This window comes from Virgibacillus salexigens, from assembly GCF_000723585.1.
Classification (GTDB): Bacteria; Bacillota; Bacilli; order Bacillales; family Amphibacillaceae; genus Virgibacillus; species Virgibacillus salexigens.
In genome coordinates, this window is the sequence record NZ_CCDP010000003.1 from 386,771 (window position 1) to 399,565 (window position 12,795).

The following is a 12,795-nucleotide window of genomic DNA, read 5'->3' on the forward strand; positions in this document are numbered from 1 at the left end:
TACCAATAAAAAAGCACCGCTTTTTGCGATGCTTTCTTTAGGAAAAGGAAGGATAATGGAATTTTAGAGCTTGCAGCTCTTTTAAAGAGCCTAGGAAAACAGGGAAACCCAAGCTCCTTAAAACAACTGCAAATCGATATGGACAGGAACTAAAGAGACATCAAATATTAATATTAACGATATATGAGATAAAATGAAAGGAGTGTAATATGAATGAAAGATAGTCTCTTTAGCCCTATTCCTATATCAAGGCAAAGGGGGTAATAGTTGTGTTCTTGACTGGACTCTCACCAGTATCTCTTGTGACAAGCGCATTAACTTATACTACAAGAACATATAAGCGCCCTCTTGGGAGTTGAACCCACCCACAACAGCATATGGCCATCTATCTGTTGACTCATCCACCGAAAGGAAAGGGCATATAATCTCGATAGCAGGACTTGAACCTACGACCTCTGCGTCCCAAACGCAGCGCTCTACGCAAACTGAGCTATATCGAGTTGTATCCTTGCAGTTGTAAACCACTCTAACAACTGCTCTGTATTCATGTTTAGCACTAACTCTTGTCAGGTGATACGCCTTAGCTAAATGTAAAATACATTTTTTTGCTCAATTTTATTCTTGCCTGTATCAGAAGGCTGAGCCGTGGAGTTGTTATAAAATAGTGACCTTCATAGGAATTGAACCTATATCCACCTCTTGCTAAGCAATAAACCAGTCATCACCTAGTAAGTGTAGTAGAATTCTCCAGTAAGATCATTATGTATACGGGTCAAGATTAATTGACCCGATTTTATAAAGCAGGCAATGGATGAAGAGTCATACTTTCGTCAGTAACCCATCCTCCTGCAGCAGGATCATCAAAATAATGATAAATATATTGTCCAACTGCTTTTTGATTAACATCTGGTAGAAGAAAACCCACATTAACTACTCTTTTATTTTCCTCATCTGTTATTACTTCTTCATGAATTAGCTCTGCGTCCATTATAGTGAAAGGTTCTCCTGTTCCAGGATAGTTCATAAAGTTATCAACGAACCGTGGTCCATGGTTAGGATACATTTCATCTGGTGGATAAAACTGTATTCTTGTGTTTTGAGTAGGTTCTACAGCAAAATGTAATATTTCTGTAAATACACCATTTTTTCCACCTGCATAGTTACACATATACACTGCTTCTGGTTCTGTGAAATCCATACCATCAGCTCCTATATTTTATTAGTTGACATTCCCTGTTGGAGTTGCACCTTACCATCTACAGTTAACTCACTATAGACTGACTACTAACTAGTAGGGAACATATGGCTGAGTAGGTAGGATTCGAACCTACGACTAACCGGTTAACAGCCGATTGCTCTACCGCTGAGCTACTACTCAATATTGCAAATGCTCTAATGAAGAACATTTGCCTTTAAAAAGAGAAGAATAAATATGCTTCTAACAAACCCTTAAATAGATAATACTACAAAATGTAATGTCTTTCAATATATTTATTATAATATTTTAAACTTTTTTTATATTCAGTTTTTAATCTAGACATCTTGTTATTCTCTTTTTATATTCATCTGTAGATTTGCATTATTGATGAAAGCTTGATAATCGTTCTCTACCCTTCCTCCAACTACATATATTGGTCCTTCAGACTTATGGAGAATTTCACGAGACAGCTTAAGTATTTTCCTGAAATAACTATTATCAATAAACTCTATATCTTCCATAATAACTGCATCTGCAGATAGTCCTGCAACCAGATGGCTATCACCATTAACACCAAAAAAGGTAATCCGTTTTCCATTATCTAAACATAGCGTGTTTGAATTAGAATAAATAACATTAACTCCCTGCTCTTCGAAAACGTCTTTATAGACCCTTGTATTCAAGGTTACAGTGCCTCCTATCAATACTACATGGTTCCATTCGGATTTGTTTATTTTTTTGGCAATATTATAGGATTTTCCACTTCCTCTGTCAGCAGTAACAGCTAATGTTTTACAGTTAGCTTCTTGAAATAAGTCCCATTTATCTTTTTTCTTAAATAGTCTTTTAAATATTTTTTTCATAATTAATTCTCCTTTTTTGTAATGCATTACTTTATTAAGGCAAAGATACTTTCAGTACAAATAACACTCCTTCTATATAAAACAACTAATTGCAATGGCAATAATAAATATCCTTACGATGTGAACAGTCTGATCAATGGAGATAATAACAAATTGGGGTACGTTCTTTATTTCAAAGTTTTTTTGTTTTGCTATTTTCTTTTCTAAGAAATTCTTCCAGACTATTATTGGTTTTCTTGAATCAACAAGATAGTGTTCGATTAATGTTATTAAAAATACGATACTTGCTACCACCCAATTAAATGGTATAAGTAACAGTAATCCAATTGTTAGTGAATATACGAAACAATGCCTGAATCTTGCCAAACGCTTTTTTGTTTTATTCTGTGCTTGCCAGTCAGTTTGAAATAAATAATCTCCTATGTTATGACCTACATACTGAAAAATAAATGCTGTGCAGAAAATAATCATATTCACTATTTTGTTTCCTCCTTTACTCCAAGCCATTCTTTTGGGGACTTACCTAAAGCTCCTTTAAACATGTTGAAACTATTTTCTGCCTTCTGTTTACGAATCCATTCAGGTGTCCTATTTTCTTTTAATAACTCTTCTCTATGTTGACGGTGTTCGATATTAAACATATTTCGATATACCTGTAGTGCATAATAGCACTCGTTATGAGTAGGTTTTCGACCTTCAATCATATCTACTGCAATCTCATACAGTGTCCGCATGTTTTATCTCCTAACTTTTAATTTACACCTATCTTAATCACAGTATCAATAACTGCCTTAAATAAATAATCCTTCGTTTTCTGTTCTACAGGTAATTCATTGTAGGGAACTAAACAAGGATGCGTCTTATCGGGTGCATCTTCCCACTTTGGTTGTGATAAATCTCCAATACTTTCACAGTATGCTTTATTTACGTTATGACATAATTCAGCTATTTGATTTTTGTTCATGTTTATTTCTCCCCTTTTTTAATTCTTTTTTTCCATAGATATTTCGGGGATAGCATAACCCCTTCTTCTATTTTCACTTTATTTTTTCTTTGAAGATACCTAGCTAGAGTAAGTAGAACAGTGTGATAGTTATATTTTAGTTTTTGATGTATATCATAGAAGATCTTCAATAAATTAACTGGTCCTGAAGCTATTAGTAATTCACCTCTAATGTAATCATCGTGCCATACTTTAAAGTCACTTCTATTCTCACATTCCCACCAATACTCAACAGATATTCTTGTTGGCCACCAAGTTCGTTTATTTTTTATTTTTTTATATTCCTGTGATTCGTACTTGTACTCAGATAACTGTAATCTCTTCACCATTTCTCCCCCTTTACTATTTGTAAATCTTACTACGATCTATTGGCACTATTTTAGAATAGCCATAACCTAAATCGATTATCTCTGAATTGTTCCTCAAGTCTACAGAACCATTTTCTACTAAGCGTTCATGCAGTGTTTTCTGTTCTGTTTTCTTTCTTCTGATGTATGTAGGCTTCTTCCCGTTTTCCATATACAAATCCTCCTTTTTATTTTCATTTATTCTTATTTAGACCTAAGTGTAATGCATTACAAATAGTTTATCTTACTCTGAATTTAAAGTCACTACCTAAACCTGGGGAAAAACCCTTATAGGGGAAAATTTCTAAAAAAAATTGCTCGGGGTACTACCTTTTATATAGGGAGTTTTCCAGGGCGTTTGTAGCCCCCACCCCTAACAAACTATTAGAAAAGGATGATGAACAATGCAAACAGTATCATTAGTAAACTTATTCAACCAATTAAAAGGATCAGGCAAATGTATCCGATTCGGTGACTTAATGAAAAGAGGATTTAATGCTGATCTAATCAAGGTAGCTGTAGAGAGATGTGAGATCGAACTAGGATTAGATGGAGAAGGATACACCATTGTTGTATTTAACTAATGAATCGAAACACCTTTCAAGAAAGGAAGGTGTATGCAGGACATGACCACCCTGTACTGATGAGATAGGTCACACTATTGTCCAGCTCATGACATGAAACCGAGCATTAGAAAGGAGTCAATATGACTACAACGAGCATGAATAAGGATGCACTAACTACTGTACTAGCAGGTGCAAAGGAAGGAGTCAATAAGATAAAGAAGTCAAAACGATTTGAATCCATAGTTGAGAAAGCAGGTGTTGCATTAGGTAAAGCATACCGTGCAACAGAAGCTTTTATTAAAGGACATTGGAAGAATGCTGCGCTTGCCACAGCTACAACAGTAGGTGCTGGTGCGATAACCACTGGGCTAGGCAGTGCGTTATGCGCAGGCGCCTTACTATATGGTGGCATAAAGACACTAGCCTACTACCTAAGCCATAAACAGGTGCGATTCAAAGATGCAACTATCAATTTGTTTATTGAAAGTAGTATTGGATTCGTATATGGCATGGGCTTACTACTTGCTTATCTAATAGGTGGCACATTGCTAATCACGCTATCTGCTGAATTGGGACATTTCCTAGCTGCTAACTGGATGTATGTGCTGTATCTACTAGTAGGTTAATAGCCTTGTAGTGTACCTCTGCCCCTCTCTATAGCGACACATCACATAGCTACTATAGAGTGTATGAACAGCTAGGTGATCGATAGGTGTTGTACATGCCCTGCTCTATCGTCAAAGAGATAATCATGTGCCTGTAGTGATTCCTGTAGAGTAACCGCTCGTCATTACAGAAGCTTTATATGTAATACCAATCAATTAGATTTAAAACAAATTAATCATTGGAGGAATTTAAAATGAAAAACTTATTAATCAAATTCGTACAACAGGACGCTACAGATAAGAAGATTCAACTTGTATTCGTTGGAATGTTAGCTTTTCTATTCTTTGCACTAACACACTAAAAAACAATTGGAGGAATGAACGATGGACGTAACTTACAAACAATTAATTCTCGAAGGAAAATATCTTGGCTACTGTGGTCATATGGGATACCTGTATTCCATCTTTGTTAGATATGACGAGAAGGAACAGGAAGTATATCAAATCTATGGTGTTCATGGAAATGCGTTACATTTTCTTATTGAATATCCAATACTACGAAAGGAGCATGATGTAGATGAACTATAATATGCCAACTGGAAGATATGTTGAATTATACGTCAAAGAAATCTTCAAAGAACTGTTTGAAACAACTTATGTTGAAGCAACAAAAGAAGATGATCTATATCGAGGGACAGACTTCTTCATTGGGTCTGTTCCTATTGATGTAACCATTAATGAAAGTAAAGATCACTGCAAGTTAATTAAGAAGTATTTATTGGATGGCGTTACAGTCTCCGTGTCCAAACGTAACCGTAACGCCAGGGTAACATTCGAAAGACCAGTATTAGTCTTTCATTTTGATCTGTACGATTTGCGAGATCGTATGCAGATCTGTGAGTTAATCGATGAATCACTCACACAAGACATTATAACAGAAATCTTAGGCCTTTATAAATAAGGCTAACCACAAAGGAGAAATGATTACTATGAAAAATCAAACTGCGACTGTATCAAATCAATCTAACCAAACTAAAGGAGATGTTATTAAAATGGAAAATCGTACAATGTTAAAAGAAAATGGTTATCTATACACTGTTCAGGACATTCTTGCTGCCCTATCTAAATCAGAAGGTTTCAAATCACGTGATTCAAAGAACTTTGCTCGTGTACTAAGAGCAATGTCAGAAGGAAAGGCATTACTTGATATCTTAGCTAATCCGTCACTAGCAGGAGTACCGAATAATCAAGTTCGGTACTTTACTGAGTTTGTAGAAAACAACAAACTAGCAAAACGTGTATATAAACCAACACGTAAAGGTGTACTTGTTCCAATTGCTGATATTAATCTAATGGAAATGCAAGAAGATAAAGTATACTCAACAATTGATTATTCTGAAGTAAATGTAGACTCTTATAAAGAGATTAGTGAATCGTTCTTGAGTGAAACACTAGCTTCTACACCAGAGATGATTGAGTTTACTCGTAATGGAAAACTTATTAAACAACGCATGATGCTTCCTATGCGTCATGTCTTCTTCGTGAGCTTAGGCTTGGAGCTCCCTGAAGAAGAAGCGGACTATGATCAGGAAGACTTTGATAATATTCATCTTCGTGAACGAGTAATGAAAGATGGATTTTATTTTACAGACGAAAATGGTGAAGAAGGACATGCTTACTTCTTCTTACGCACTCCATCTCAAGCACGTGTGTTACAAGCAGTCTTTATTGATACAGCTTTCATGTCCCCTGTTCAAGCGTTAAAACTATTAGGTCATGAATTAATTGCTTATGGCTCTCAAGATAATGAAGGCAATTATGTTGTTAAAGTAGACAAAATGATTACTCGTCCAGGTCTAGCTGGTACAAATACTGTTGCTTCTAAGACAGTTGATATTGGAAATATCGTGGAGATTAATCATAAAGGTGAACAACGCTTAGTTGGTGGTGTGCATACCCTACGTGTTGTAGAAGATAGACAAGTTGAAATTAAAACAGGTACGTATCGTGCTTGGGACAAAGAGAAACAATGCTTTAAAGAGTTTGATGCAAATGAGCATCCGATCTCACTAACAGCAGCAGATGGTGCGATCTTCTGTGATGAAGAGATTTATCATACACTTGGTGCAGAGTTCGGTCAATTTAACGATGCATGGCAAATTCGCATTACTCCATTTGTTAAAGGTCTTATGGTGTTCGTGCCAAATCTACGTGCTTACTATGATGATCATATTATTGCATTTAAGTCTGCTGTTAAAGGTGACTTTGCTAATCTAATTACAGCTAATCCTGACTTCAAACCACAACTACGTATTGCTATGTTTAACCGTAATCTTAATCAAGAAAAGACGTATACGGATATGCCTTATCAATTTGTACAAGCTTCTTCACTAAACACAAGTGACCTATGGAAAGTTATGAAACCACACTTAGAAAAAGTAGGCAATGCATTACACGATCCAAGTATCATGAAGAAATATGTAGGGCTAGATAAAGTCATTGATGCTGATCTATTCGATCAGGAAACAGAACACTACATGATTGATCAGTCTCGAGTATCAACGTTTACTTCGTTCTTAGATATGTTTGATTGGACTTATGAAGATGTGCATATGAAACGCTATGCATTAGATGTGCTCAAAGAAAAGATTGCTGATTGGAAAACCGGCAATGTGCCTGTAGAAGGACATTATCGCTATTTAATGCAAGATCCATATGCTGTACTAGAAGCTGGTACAAAGTATACCGTTCGCAATGAAAATGGAGATCTAATGATAACAAATCGTGGATCTTATCACATTCAACCAAACGAAGCATTTGTCCCATCTGCTCATGAACATAAATCAAATGTCTATGTAGCAGCTGGACGTAACCCAATGATTGCAAAAGGTGAGTGGCAAGTGGTCCGTCATCGCCCTATCGATATGTATAACCGTGCTTATAAGAAAGGTGCTTTCCGTAACATTACACTTATGAGTGTGCATGACATGAGACTATTTGCTATGGGTGGAGCTGACGTTGATGGAGATACTGCACTAACTGTAACAGATGAAACAATTGTACAAGCATTAAAGCGTAAAGAAACTTCTCCAGTAATGGATATCTCTTTTGTTGAGAAAGATGGCAATATCGAATTCTTAGGAGATGGTGTTCCTTATTCAAAAGAAATGACTGGTGTATATCGTATGCCAGAACACTTAGTAGACAAGCAAAATAATTACAAGATCACATTTACAAAAGAACAAAATACAGATGAACTCTATGAAGAGGTTCATAAGCTAGGTGTTGATTATGTCATACGTACATTAAAGCCAAACAAAATTGGTATTGCTACTAACATTGCATCTATCTTGGCAGATGCTGTTCGTGGCTTAGGCTATGACTTATATTTGAATAATGTATCTCAAGATCAAGTAATGACTACGATTAAACAGTATGAGAACTGGATTGACATCCTACGCTTAGTACAAGGTTGGGAAATTGATGCAGCTAAACATGGTGGTGCCTATCAAGAAGTCATGAAAGAAACATTAGACTTTATGGATAACCCACCTGAATCATTATCATATCTACACAAAGGTCTTGGTCGTCGTGTATGGAATAAGCCTAATTGGTTAGCAGCACGTGTTGGAAAGAAAGGTCATGATCTGGGGTCTGTGTTGTCACGTCTTATGGATCTTGTTCAACAATTCGAAGACAATATGTTAACGAATGAATTGGAAAGAATGCATCTAGAAGCAGATAGCTTTTCTCTGTTAGCTAAACTAAACAGTGCATTCCAATTAGATCCTGCTTACTTTAATGAGCTTGCTAATCATGTAAAACAATTAAAAGCTTCTTATGGTTCAGCTGTTCGTAAGACACATCAAGCAGCTCAAGATAAGAAGCAAGTTATTATTGAATCAAATACACCTGATCATATACGTGATCTCCAATTTGAAGAAATTGAAGTGAAGTTAAACAACTATATTGGAGACATCGCAGATATGGCTCGTGATAAGATTGCAGAGCTTATGAGTATGTATCCAGCTAAAGATATTGGATATGTATCTTACTATGTAACATATGTAGATCGTAAGAAAGAAGCATCTCTCTCTTTCCCATGGACTGTAGCACGTGAAGCATTTATTCAGACACTTTCTTATGTGGAGAATAAAGAGAAGCAAGATCAACTTACTGCGAATGAAGTTGTAGACAATAATATTACACTTGCTGTATGTATTCCTGATGCGATTCAAGAGCAGTTTACAATGGAGAAAGTATTAGAAGGATTGCATAAGCAACCATCATTCATTCAAGCTGTAGGTGATAAGTATAGACTAATCATTGGTCAAACTGAAGTAGGCTTTGTATTTAATTCAGCTAAGAATATTAAGTCACTTCTAGGTCATGATAAGTATGAACTTAATATCAGTACGTCTACACCTGGCCGTGGAACACGTACAGTTAACCTAGAAGTGAATGAACTAATCAAGATAGGAGCCTAACGCCTACAAGCTCCTATGCTGTTAGTATAGCATATCTAAAGTAGTACGACCATTGTTCGTGTATGGAGTCCAACATTGCTAGTTCCTCTTAGGACTAACTAGGATGTTGGTCTTCTATATACGAATGTTATCTTATATTGCAAGGATAATGTTCGGATATAGAAGAAATCCTTCGGATAGGTGTATCAGCATAGCAATGCTCCCCTCTCCTCCCTACCGTTGCATAGCGACACTGCCTTCGGCACAGCAGACCACCTCCGCCCGCTCCTTCTATTTGCCAGTTAAGCTTGCTAGCGCCCACTCTCACAGCACGTTCACCGACTACACTAGTAGTATGCGGGTTATGTTTCAGCACAGCTCACTTGTCCACTATTTGTCAGCCTGTCGGCTAGCTCATTGAGTTATAGCCCCCACTATAGCTCGCTCACGCTTTCCTATTGCCCACTAATGGGTAAACCCTCGGTAACTCTGCATTCTATCTGCACGGCTCTCATTTTGCCTCCTAGAGGGCGGGGTGGGAGCATTGCCGAGGGAAAAGTGTGTGTGCAGATGTAGCAAGCGTACCGATATAGATAGCTCTGCCGAAGAAGAAAGCTCAGCGTAGCTCTGCTTATCTATAGTCTACATACTGCAACTATAAGCTTATTAGCTAGCTCATCCTCTGCTGTATATTTCTGTTCATACCAACATAGTAAGCGTACTGTATCTTTTAGTAGCCTATCCTCTCTGCCCCCTATTTATGTGAGCATAACCCCCCATTGTATCCGATCTTTTCGTTTGCGCTACTTATAAAAGTGCAGAGCTTCCCCACGGCCGACAACTACATAAGAGCTGCGGTACTAGCTTTCTTTATTGTTGGCTTTACTGTTTATTTTGTATGCTTATTGTAGTAGTATGACTGTATCAGTTAGCTTTACTTTTACTAAGTAAGACTTACTGTTTATTTGATGAACTCTTTCTTTTATCTTCAAAACCCCCTATATAGTATGTAGTGCCTTTCATAAGTAAGTAATGCTTAAGAAAAACCCTCTCATATATTATTAACACCTGAAAAACCTTAGGAAATGCTACACTTCGATATAATTGTCACAAATTGTTCACATTATGTTCGTAATATATCGAGGTGAAAATGCGAACAAAGAGGTATCTTTATACTGACTTTATGTTATGATAGGTATTACATTGCCTGTCGGCAAGTTAGGTAGATATCACGTAATAGGGGTGCAAGAAAATGACAGAGAGAGATTTATTAAAGTTTCAGTACCGTCTGGGATACTACGAAGAATTACTACAGAAGAAGTATACTACCTTTGCTCATATAGAGAAGCTAGATCGTTTGGAAAGAAAGATAGATGAATGGTATTTTTATTCTACAGAGTTATATGAAGAACAAGAAGAACTACAGGAATGTGTAGGTTAAACTTCTATAGAGGGAGGTATACTCTTCCCTCTCTGTTATCTTACTAAGGAGGAAGTATGTCATGCATCTATTAGAGAAACTCGATCTAGCTATAAGTAATTGTGTTTCAGGAGAGTCTGTATCGGTGGAATTTACATATGATGAACTACAGACAATACGTAAGATGGTAGTACTGTCTGCTTATGAAGATAGATTATCTAATGATTAATGGAGGTGAATGATATTGTATAAGCTTACTACATATAAAGATGAGAAACTATTGCCTAATAAGCGTAGTTCATCTTATTCCCTATCTAATTATAAAGTATATGGTCTCCCCTCTCGCTATAGTTTTAGACCATTAAGAAGTGGTCCTGATTACATTTCTTCTAGTAAGTCATTTTATGTATAACGTCCCTTTTTAATTGGGGGCGATTGGAAAATTATCTGAATTTTCCGTTACATTATCAGTTCCATATATCAATTCAGACGACCCACTTAGCCCTCCATTTATCTTCTTTAAGGCGGAGGAAGCAAAGTAGATTTATTAAGCTTATTCTTCTAGCTCTATTAAAAGAGTGAGCTTAGTTTTTTTAGGAGGTGACTTTCAATATCGGTAATGACTTTAGAGTAATTATTGCTGGCGGTAGAGATTTTAATAATTATGATGTGCTTTATCAATGTGCTAAGTGGGCTTTATTAAATTATATCCACTCAGATATTCCTATAACCATAGTAAGTGGAACAGCACGTGGTGCAGATTCATTAGGAGAGAGTTTTGCAAAAGATAACTCATTCTCTATACTCCCCATCCCTGCTGATTGGAAACGCTATGGGAAGAAAGCGGGTTATCTTCGTAATGCAGAAATGGCTAAACATGCTAATGCATTAATTGCGTTTTGGGATGGCCACTCACGTGGAACTAGACATATGATTGATCTTGCTTATAAACATAATCTTGAAGTCTTAATATTTGATTATCAAGGAAACTTAAATCGAGGTGATTGATATGTGCACCGAAGGTTATGCATTCGTTAATAAATATGGAGAATATTTAACGCTTCATCATGTTTTGTATGAGAATATTGTTGTATGCTCTACTCCTACGTTAGAATCGGTTAATTTAATCCCTACGCTGCCCGAAGCAAAAAGAGCATATAATTTTATCGTAAACAACTTAGGATATTGGAACCTTATTACATTAGATGACAATGTTCCTGTAAGGATAGTTAAAGTAACTAATCGCACAGTTATTCAAGACACTAATGTAGTTTTATATTAATAGAACTTATATCGGAAGGATGATGTAAATGAAAGTTAAATGCCCTTCATGTCATAAATCAGTTAAGCTTAGATCAAATGGTCATGCTGTCTGTAAATGTGGTGCTCACCATAAAGTTATCTAATAGGAGTGTGTTATTAAATGGGATTTCTCATATTAATCATTGCCGGCATATTCACTGGCTTCGGATTCATTATTGGAATTGAATATTGGAAACGTAAGAGTATCTTAGGCTATCAGAATGGTTATGAAGATGGTATAGAAGATGCTTTTAGATTTAAACAATAGATAGGAGTTGTATTATATGAAACGGATTTTAGCTATTAGCGACATACATGGATGTCTTGATGAATTAAATGCTATATTAGATCAAGTTAATTATTGTCCAGAAAAAGATCGTCTTGTTCTAGTTGGAGACTACGTAGATCGTGGGTTAAAAAGCAGGCAAGTGATTGAACGTGTAATGGACTTACAAGAGCATGGTGCTATTGTTCTTAGAGGAAATCATGACCAAATGTTTATTAACTGGTTGATTAAGCATAACATTATAGATCAAGAACTGTATTTAAGTAATGGTGGTATTCACACAATAGAAAGTTATGTAGGTTATGATTTCTTTGAAGATGGAATCATCAATGATAAATTACAGGAAGCAAAGCAAATTATATATACGCATTACAGAGATCACATTACATTCTTATACCACCTTCCCTATTATTATGAGATAAAAGACCATGTTTTTGTACATGCTGGTATTGATCCTCTACATGTGGATTGGAAATCAACTAGTTTAGAAGATATGCTTTGGATTCGTAAAGACTTTCTAGATCAGCCTCACTTACATGACGTAACATTTGTTCATGGACACACACCTTGTTTTACAGCGCATGATAGCCATGACATATACTTTGATGATAAGAAGATTGGAATTGACGGAGCATGTGCGTATGGTGGTCAGTTAAATTGTCTTGAAATAAATGACAGCTCTTATGAAATGCATTACGTAAAAAGAAATGAAATACCCTCAAAACTTTAGGGAGAATAT

At 36.1% G+C, this 12,795-nt stretch carries 18 protein-coding genes and 2 tRNA genes; 11 read left to right on the forward strand and 9 right to left on the reverse strand.

Features of this window, described 5'->3' with window-relative positions; all coding sequences use genetic code 11:
- Positions 1-425 precede the first annotated feature (425 nt).
- The 9 genes from BN990_RS19990 to BN990_RS23030 all read right to left on the reverse strand — a co-directional run bounded on the left by BN990_RS19990 (position 426) and on the right by BN990_RS23030 (position 3,583).
- Positions 426-500, reverse strand: a tRNA-Pro gene (locus tag BN990_RS19990).
- A gap of 293 nt (positions 501-793) precedes the next feature.
- The gene (locus BN990_RS19995) at positions 794-1,198 is read right to left on the reverse strand and encodes a hypothetical protein (protein ID WP_038246731.1); all 405 of its coding nucleotides are present in this window, start codon (positions 1,196-1,198) and stop codon (positions 794-796) included.
- Between the two features lie 105 nt (positions 1,199-1,303).
- Positions 1,304-1,378 (reverse strand) — tRNA-Asn (locus BN990_RS20000).
- 167 nt (positions 1,379-1,545) lie between these two features.
- The gene (locus tag BN990_RS20005) at positions 1,546-2,061 is read right to left on the reverse strand and encodes a hypothetical protein (RefSeq protein WP_038246736.1); all 516 of its coding nucleotides are present in this window, start codon (positions 2,059-2,061) and stop codon (positions 1,546-1,548) included.
- A gap of 72 nt (positions 2,062-2,133) precedes the next feature.
- On the reverse strand, positions 2,134-2,568 hold the full coding sequence (locus BN990_RS21670; RefSeq protein WP_081856194.1) for a DUF3307 domain-containing protein: 435 nt from the start codon (positions 2,566-2,568) through the stop codon (positions 2,134-2,136).
- Positions 2,538-2,795, reverse strand: coding sequence for a hypothetical protein (locus BN990_RS20015; protein ID WP_038246739.1), 258 nt, complete (start codon positions 2,793-2,795; stop codon positions 2,538-2,540). The genes BN990_RS21670 and BN990_RS20015 overlap by 31 nt, the downstream gene beginning before the upstream one ends.
- Before the next feature lie 17 nt (positions 2,796-2,812).
- The gene (locus BN990_RS20020; RefSeq protein WP_038246742.1) at positions 2,813-3,025 is read right to left on the reverse strand and encodes a hypothetical protein; all 213 of its coding nucleotides are present in this window, start codon (positions 3,023-3,025) and stop codon (positions 2,813-2,815) included.
- A gap of 2 nt (positions 3,026-3,027) precedes the next feature.
- Positions 3,028-3,390 carry a hypothetical protein gene (locus BN990_RS20025; RefSeq protein ID WP_038246745.1) on the reverse strand — a complete coding sequence of 121 codons (363 nt, stop codon included), beginning with the start codon at positions 3,388-3,390 and terminating at the stop codon, positions 3,028-3,030.
- Between the two features lie 16 nt (positions 3,391-3,406).
- Positions 3,407-3,583 (reverse strand): hypothetical protein, encoded by a 177-nt coding sequence (locus BN990_RS23030; RefSeq protein ID WP_187370482.1) that lies wholly within the window; start codon positions 3,581-3,583, stop codon positions 3,407-3,409.
- Between the two features lie 232 nt (positions 3,584-3,815).
- Here BN990_RS23030 and BN990_RS20030 point away from each other — a divergent pair, with 232 nt between their 5' ends.
- The 11 genes from BN990_RS20030 (at position 3,816) to BN990_RS20070 (ending at position 12,786) form a co-directional block, all read left to right on the forward strand.
- The gene (locus BN990_RS20030) at positions 3,816-3,995 is read left to right on the forward strand and encodes a hypothetical protein (protein WP_038246750.1); all 180 of its coding nucleotides are present in this window, start codon (positions 3,816-3,818) and stop codon (positions 3,993-3,995) included.
- Between the two features lie 122 nt (positions 3,996-4,117).
- Entirely contained in the window at positions 4,118-4,603 is a 486-nt protein-coding gene (locus BN990_RS20035) for a hypothetical protein (RefSeq protein WP_038246756.1), read from the forward strand.
- A 363-nt stretch (positions 4,604-4,966) separates the two neighbouring features.
- Entirely contained in the window at positions 4,967-5,170 is a 204-nt protein-coding gene (locus BN990_RS20040; RefSeq protein WP_038246773.1) for a hypothetical protein, read from the forward strand.
- Positions 5,160-5,543 carry a hypothetical protein gene (locus BN990_RS20045; RefSeq protein WP_038246776.1) on the forward strand — a complete coding sequence of 128 codons (384 nt, stop codon included), beginning with the start codon at positions 5,160-5,162 and terminating at the stop codon, positions 5,541-5,543. Before BN990_RS20040 ends, BN990_RS20045 begins: the two co-directional genes overlap by 11 nt.
- A gap of 28 nt (positions 5,544-5,571) precedes the next feature.
- Entirely contained in the window at positions 5,572-9,069 is a 3,498-nt protein-coding gene (locus tag BN990_RS20050; RefSeq protein WP_038246779.1) for an RNA dependent RNA polymerase, read from the forward strand.
- A 1,231-nt stretch (positions 9,070-10,300) separates the two neighbouring features.
- Positions 10,301-10,489, forward strand: a complete 189-nt coding sequence (locus BN990_RS20055) for a hypothetical protein (protein ID WP_038246782.1) — start codon at positions 10,301-10,303, stop codon at positions 10,487-10,489.
- 61 nt (positions 10,490-10,550) lie between these two features.
- Positions 10,551-10,697, forward strand: coding sequence for a hypothetical protein (locus BN990_RS22760; protein ID WP_158295264.1), 147 nt, complete (start codon positions 10,551-10,553; stop codon positions 10,695-10,697).
- A 371-nt stretch (positions 10,698-11,068) separates the two neighbouring features.
- Entirely contained in the window at positions 11,069-11,476 is a 408-nt protein-coding gene (locus BN990_RS20060; RefSeq protein WP_232620926.1) for a DUF2493 domain-containing protein, read from the forward strand.
- Between the two features lies 1 nt (position 11,477).
- Positions 11,478-11,750 (forward strand): hypothetical protein, encoded by a 273-nt coding sequence (locus tag BN990_RS23290; protein ID WP_038246785.1) that lies wholly within the window; start codon positions 11,478-11,480, stop codon positions 11,748-11,750.
- A 141-nt stretch (positions 11,751-11,891) separates the two neighbouring features.
- On the forward strand, positions 11,892-12,038 hold the full coding sequence (locus BN990_RS22765) for a hypothetical protein (RefSeq protein WP_158295265.1): 147 nt from the start codon (positions 11,892-11,894) through the stop codon (positions 12,036-12,038).
- 16 nt (positions 12,039-12,054) lie between these two features.
- Positions 12,055-12,786, forward strand: a complete 732-nt coding sequence (locus tag BN990_RS20070; protein ID WP_038246790.1) for a metallophosphoesterase family protein — start codon at positions 12,055-12,057, stop codon at positions 12,784-12,786.
- Positions 12,787-12,795 lie beyond the last annotated feature (9 nt).

What these genes read in the sequence shown, in the direction of transcription:
- BN990_RS23290 (WP_038246785.1), top strand. Translation starts at nt 11,478, where the DNA reads ATGTGCACCGAAGGTTATGCATTCGTTAATAAATATGGAGAATATTTA.
- BN990_RS20055 (WP_038246782.1), top strand. Translation starts at nt 10,301, where the DNA reads ATGACAGAGAGAGATTTATTAAAGTTTCAGTACCGTCTGGGATACTAC.
- BN990_RS20045 (WP_038246776.1), top strand. Translation starts at nt 5,160, where the DNA reads ATGAACTATAATATGCCAACTGGAAGATATGTTGAATTATACGTCAAA.
- BN990_RS20040 (WP_038246773.1), top strand. Translation starts at nt 4,967, where the DNA reads ATGGACGTAACTTACAAACAATTAATTCTCGAAGGAAAATATCTTGGC.
- BN990_RS20070 (WP_038246790.1), top strand. Translation starts at nt 12,055, where the DNA reads ATGAAACGGATTTTAGCTATTAGCGACATACATGGATGTCTTGATGAA.
- BN990_RS20030 (WP_038246750.1), top strand. Translation starts at nt 3,816, where the DNA reads ATGCAAACAGTATCATTAGTAAACTTATTCAACCAATTAAAAGGATCA.
- BN990_RS20020 (WP_038246742.1), bottom strand. Translation starts at nt 3,025, where the DNA reads ATGAACAAAAATCAAATAGCTGAATTATGTCATAACGTAAATAAAGCA.
- BN990_RS20005 (WP_038246736.1), bottom strand. Translation starts at nt 2,061, where the DNA reads ATGAAAAAAATATTTAAAAGACTATTTAAGAAAAAAGATAAATGGGAC.
- BN990_RS22760 (WP_158295264.1), top strand. Translation starts at nt 10,551, where the DNA reads ATGCATCTATTAGAGAAACTCGATCTAGCTATAAGTAATTGTGTTTCA.
- BN990_RS22765 (WP_158295265.1), top strand. Translation starts at nt 11,892, where the DNA reads ATGGGATTTCTCATATTAATCATTGCCGGCATATTCACTGGCTTCGGA.
- BN990_RS21670 (WP_081856194.1), bottom strand. Translation starts at nt 2,568, where the DNA reads ATGGCTTGGAGTAAAGGAGGAAACAAAATAGTGAATATGATTATTTTC.
- BN990_RS20015 (WP_038246739.1), bottom strand. Translation starts at nt 2,795, where the DNA reads ATGCGGACACTGTATGAGATTGCAGTAGATATGATTGAAGGTCGAAAA.
- BN990_RS19995 (WP_038246731.1), bottom strand. Translation starts at nt 1,198, where the DNA reads ATGGATTTCACAGAACCAGAAGCAGTGTATATGTGTAACTATGCAGGT.
- BN990_RS20035 (WP_038246756.1), top strand. Translation starts at nt 4,118, where the DNA reads ATGACTACAACGAGCATGAATAAGGATGCACTAACTACTGTACTAGCA.
- BN990_RS20050 (WP_038246779.1), top strand. Translation starts at nt 5,572, where the DNA reads ATGAAAAATCAAACTGCGACTGTATCAAATCAATCTAACCAAACTAAA.
- BN990_RS23030 (WP_187370482.1), bottom strand. Translation starts at nt 3,583, where the DNA reads ATGGAAAACGGGAAGAAGCCTACATACATCAGAAGAAAGAAAACAGAA.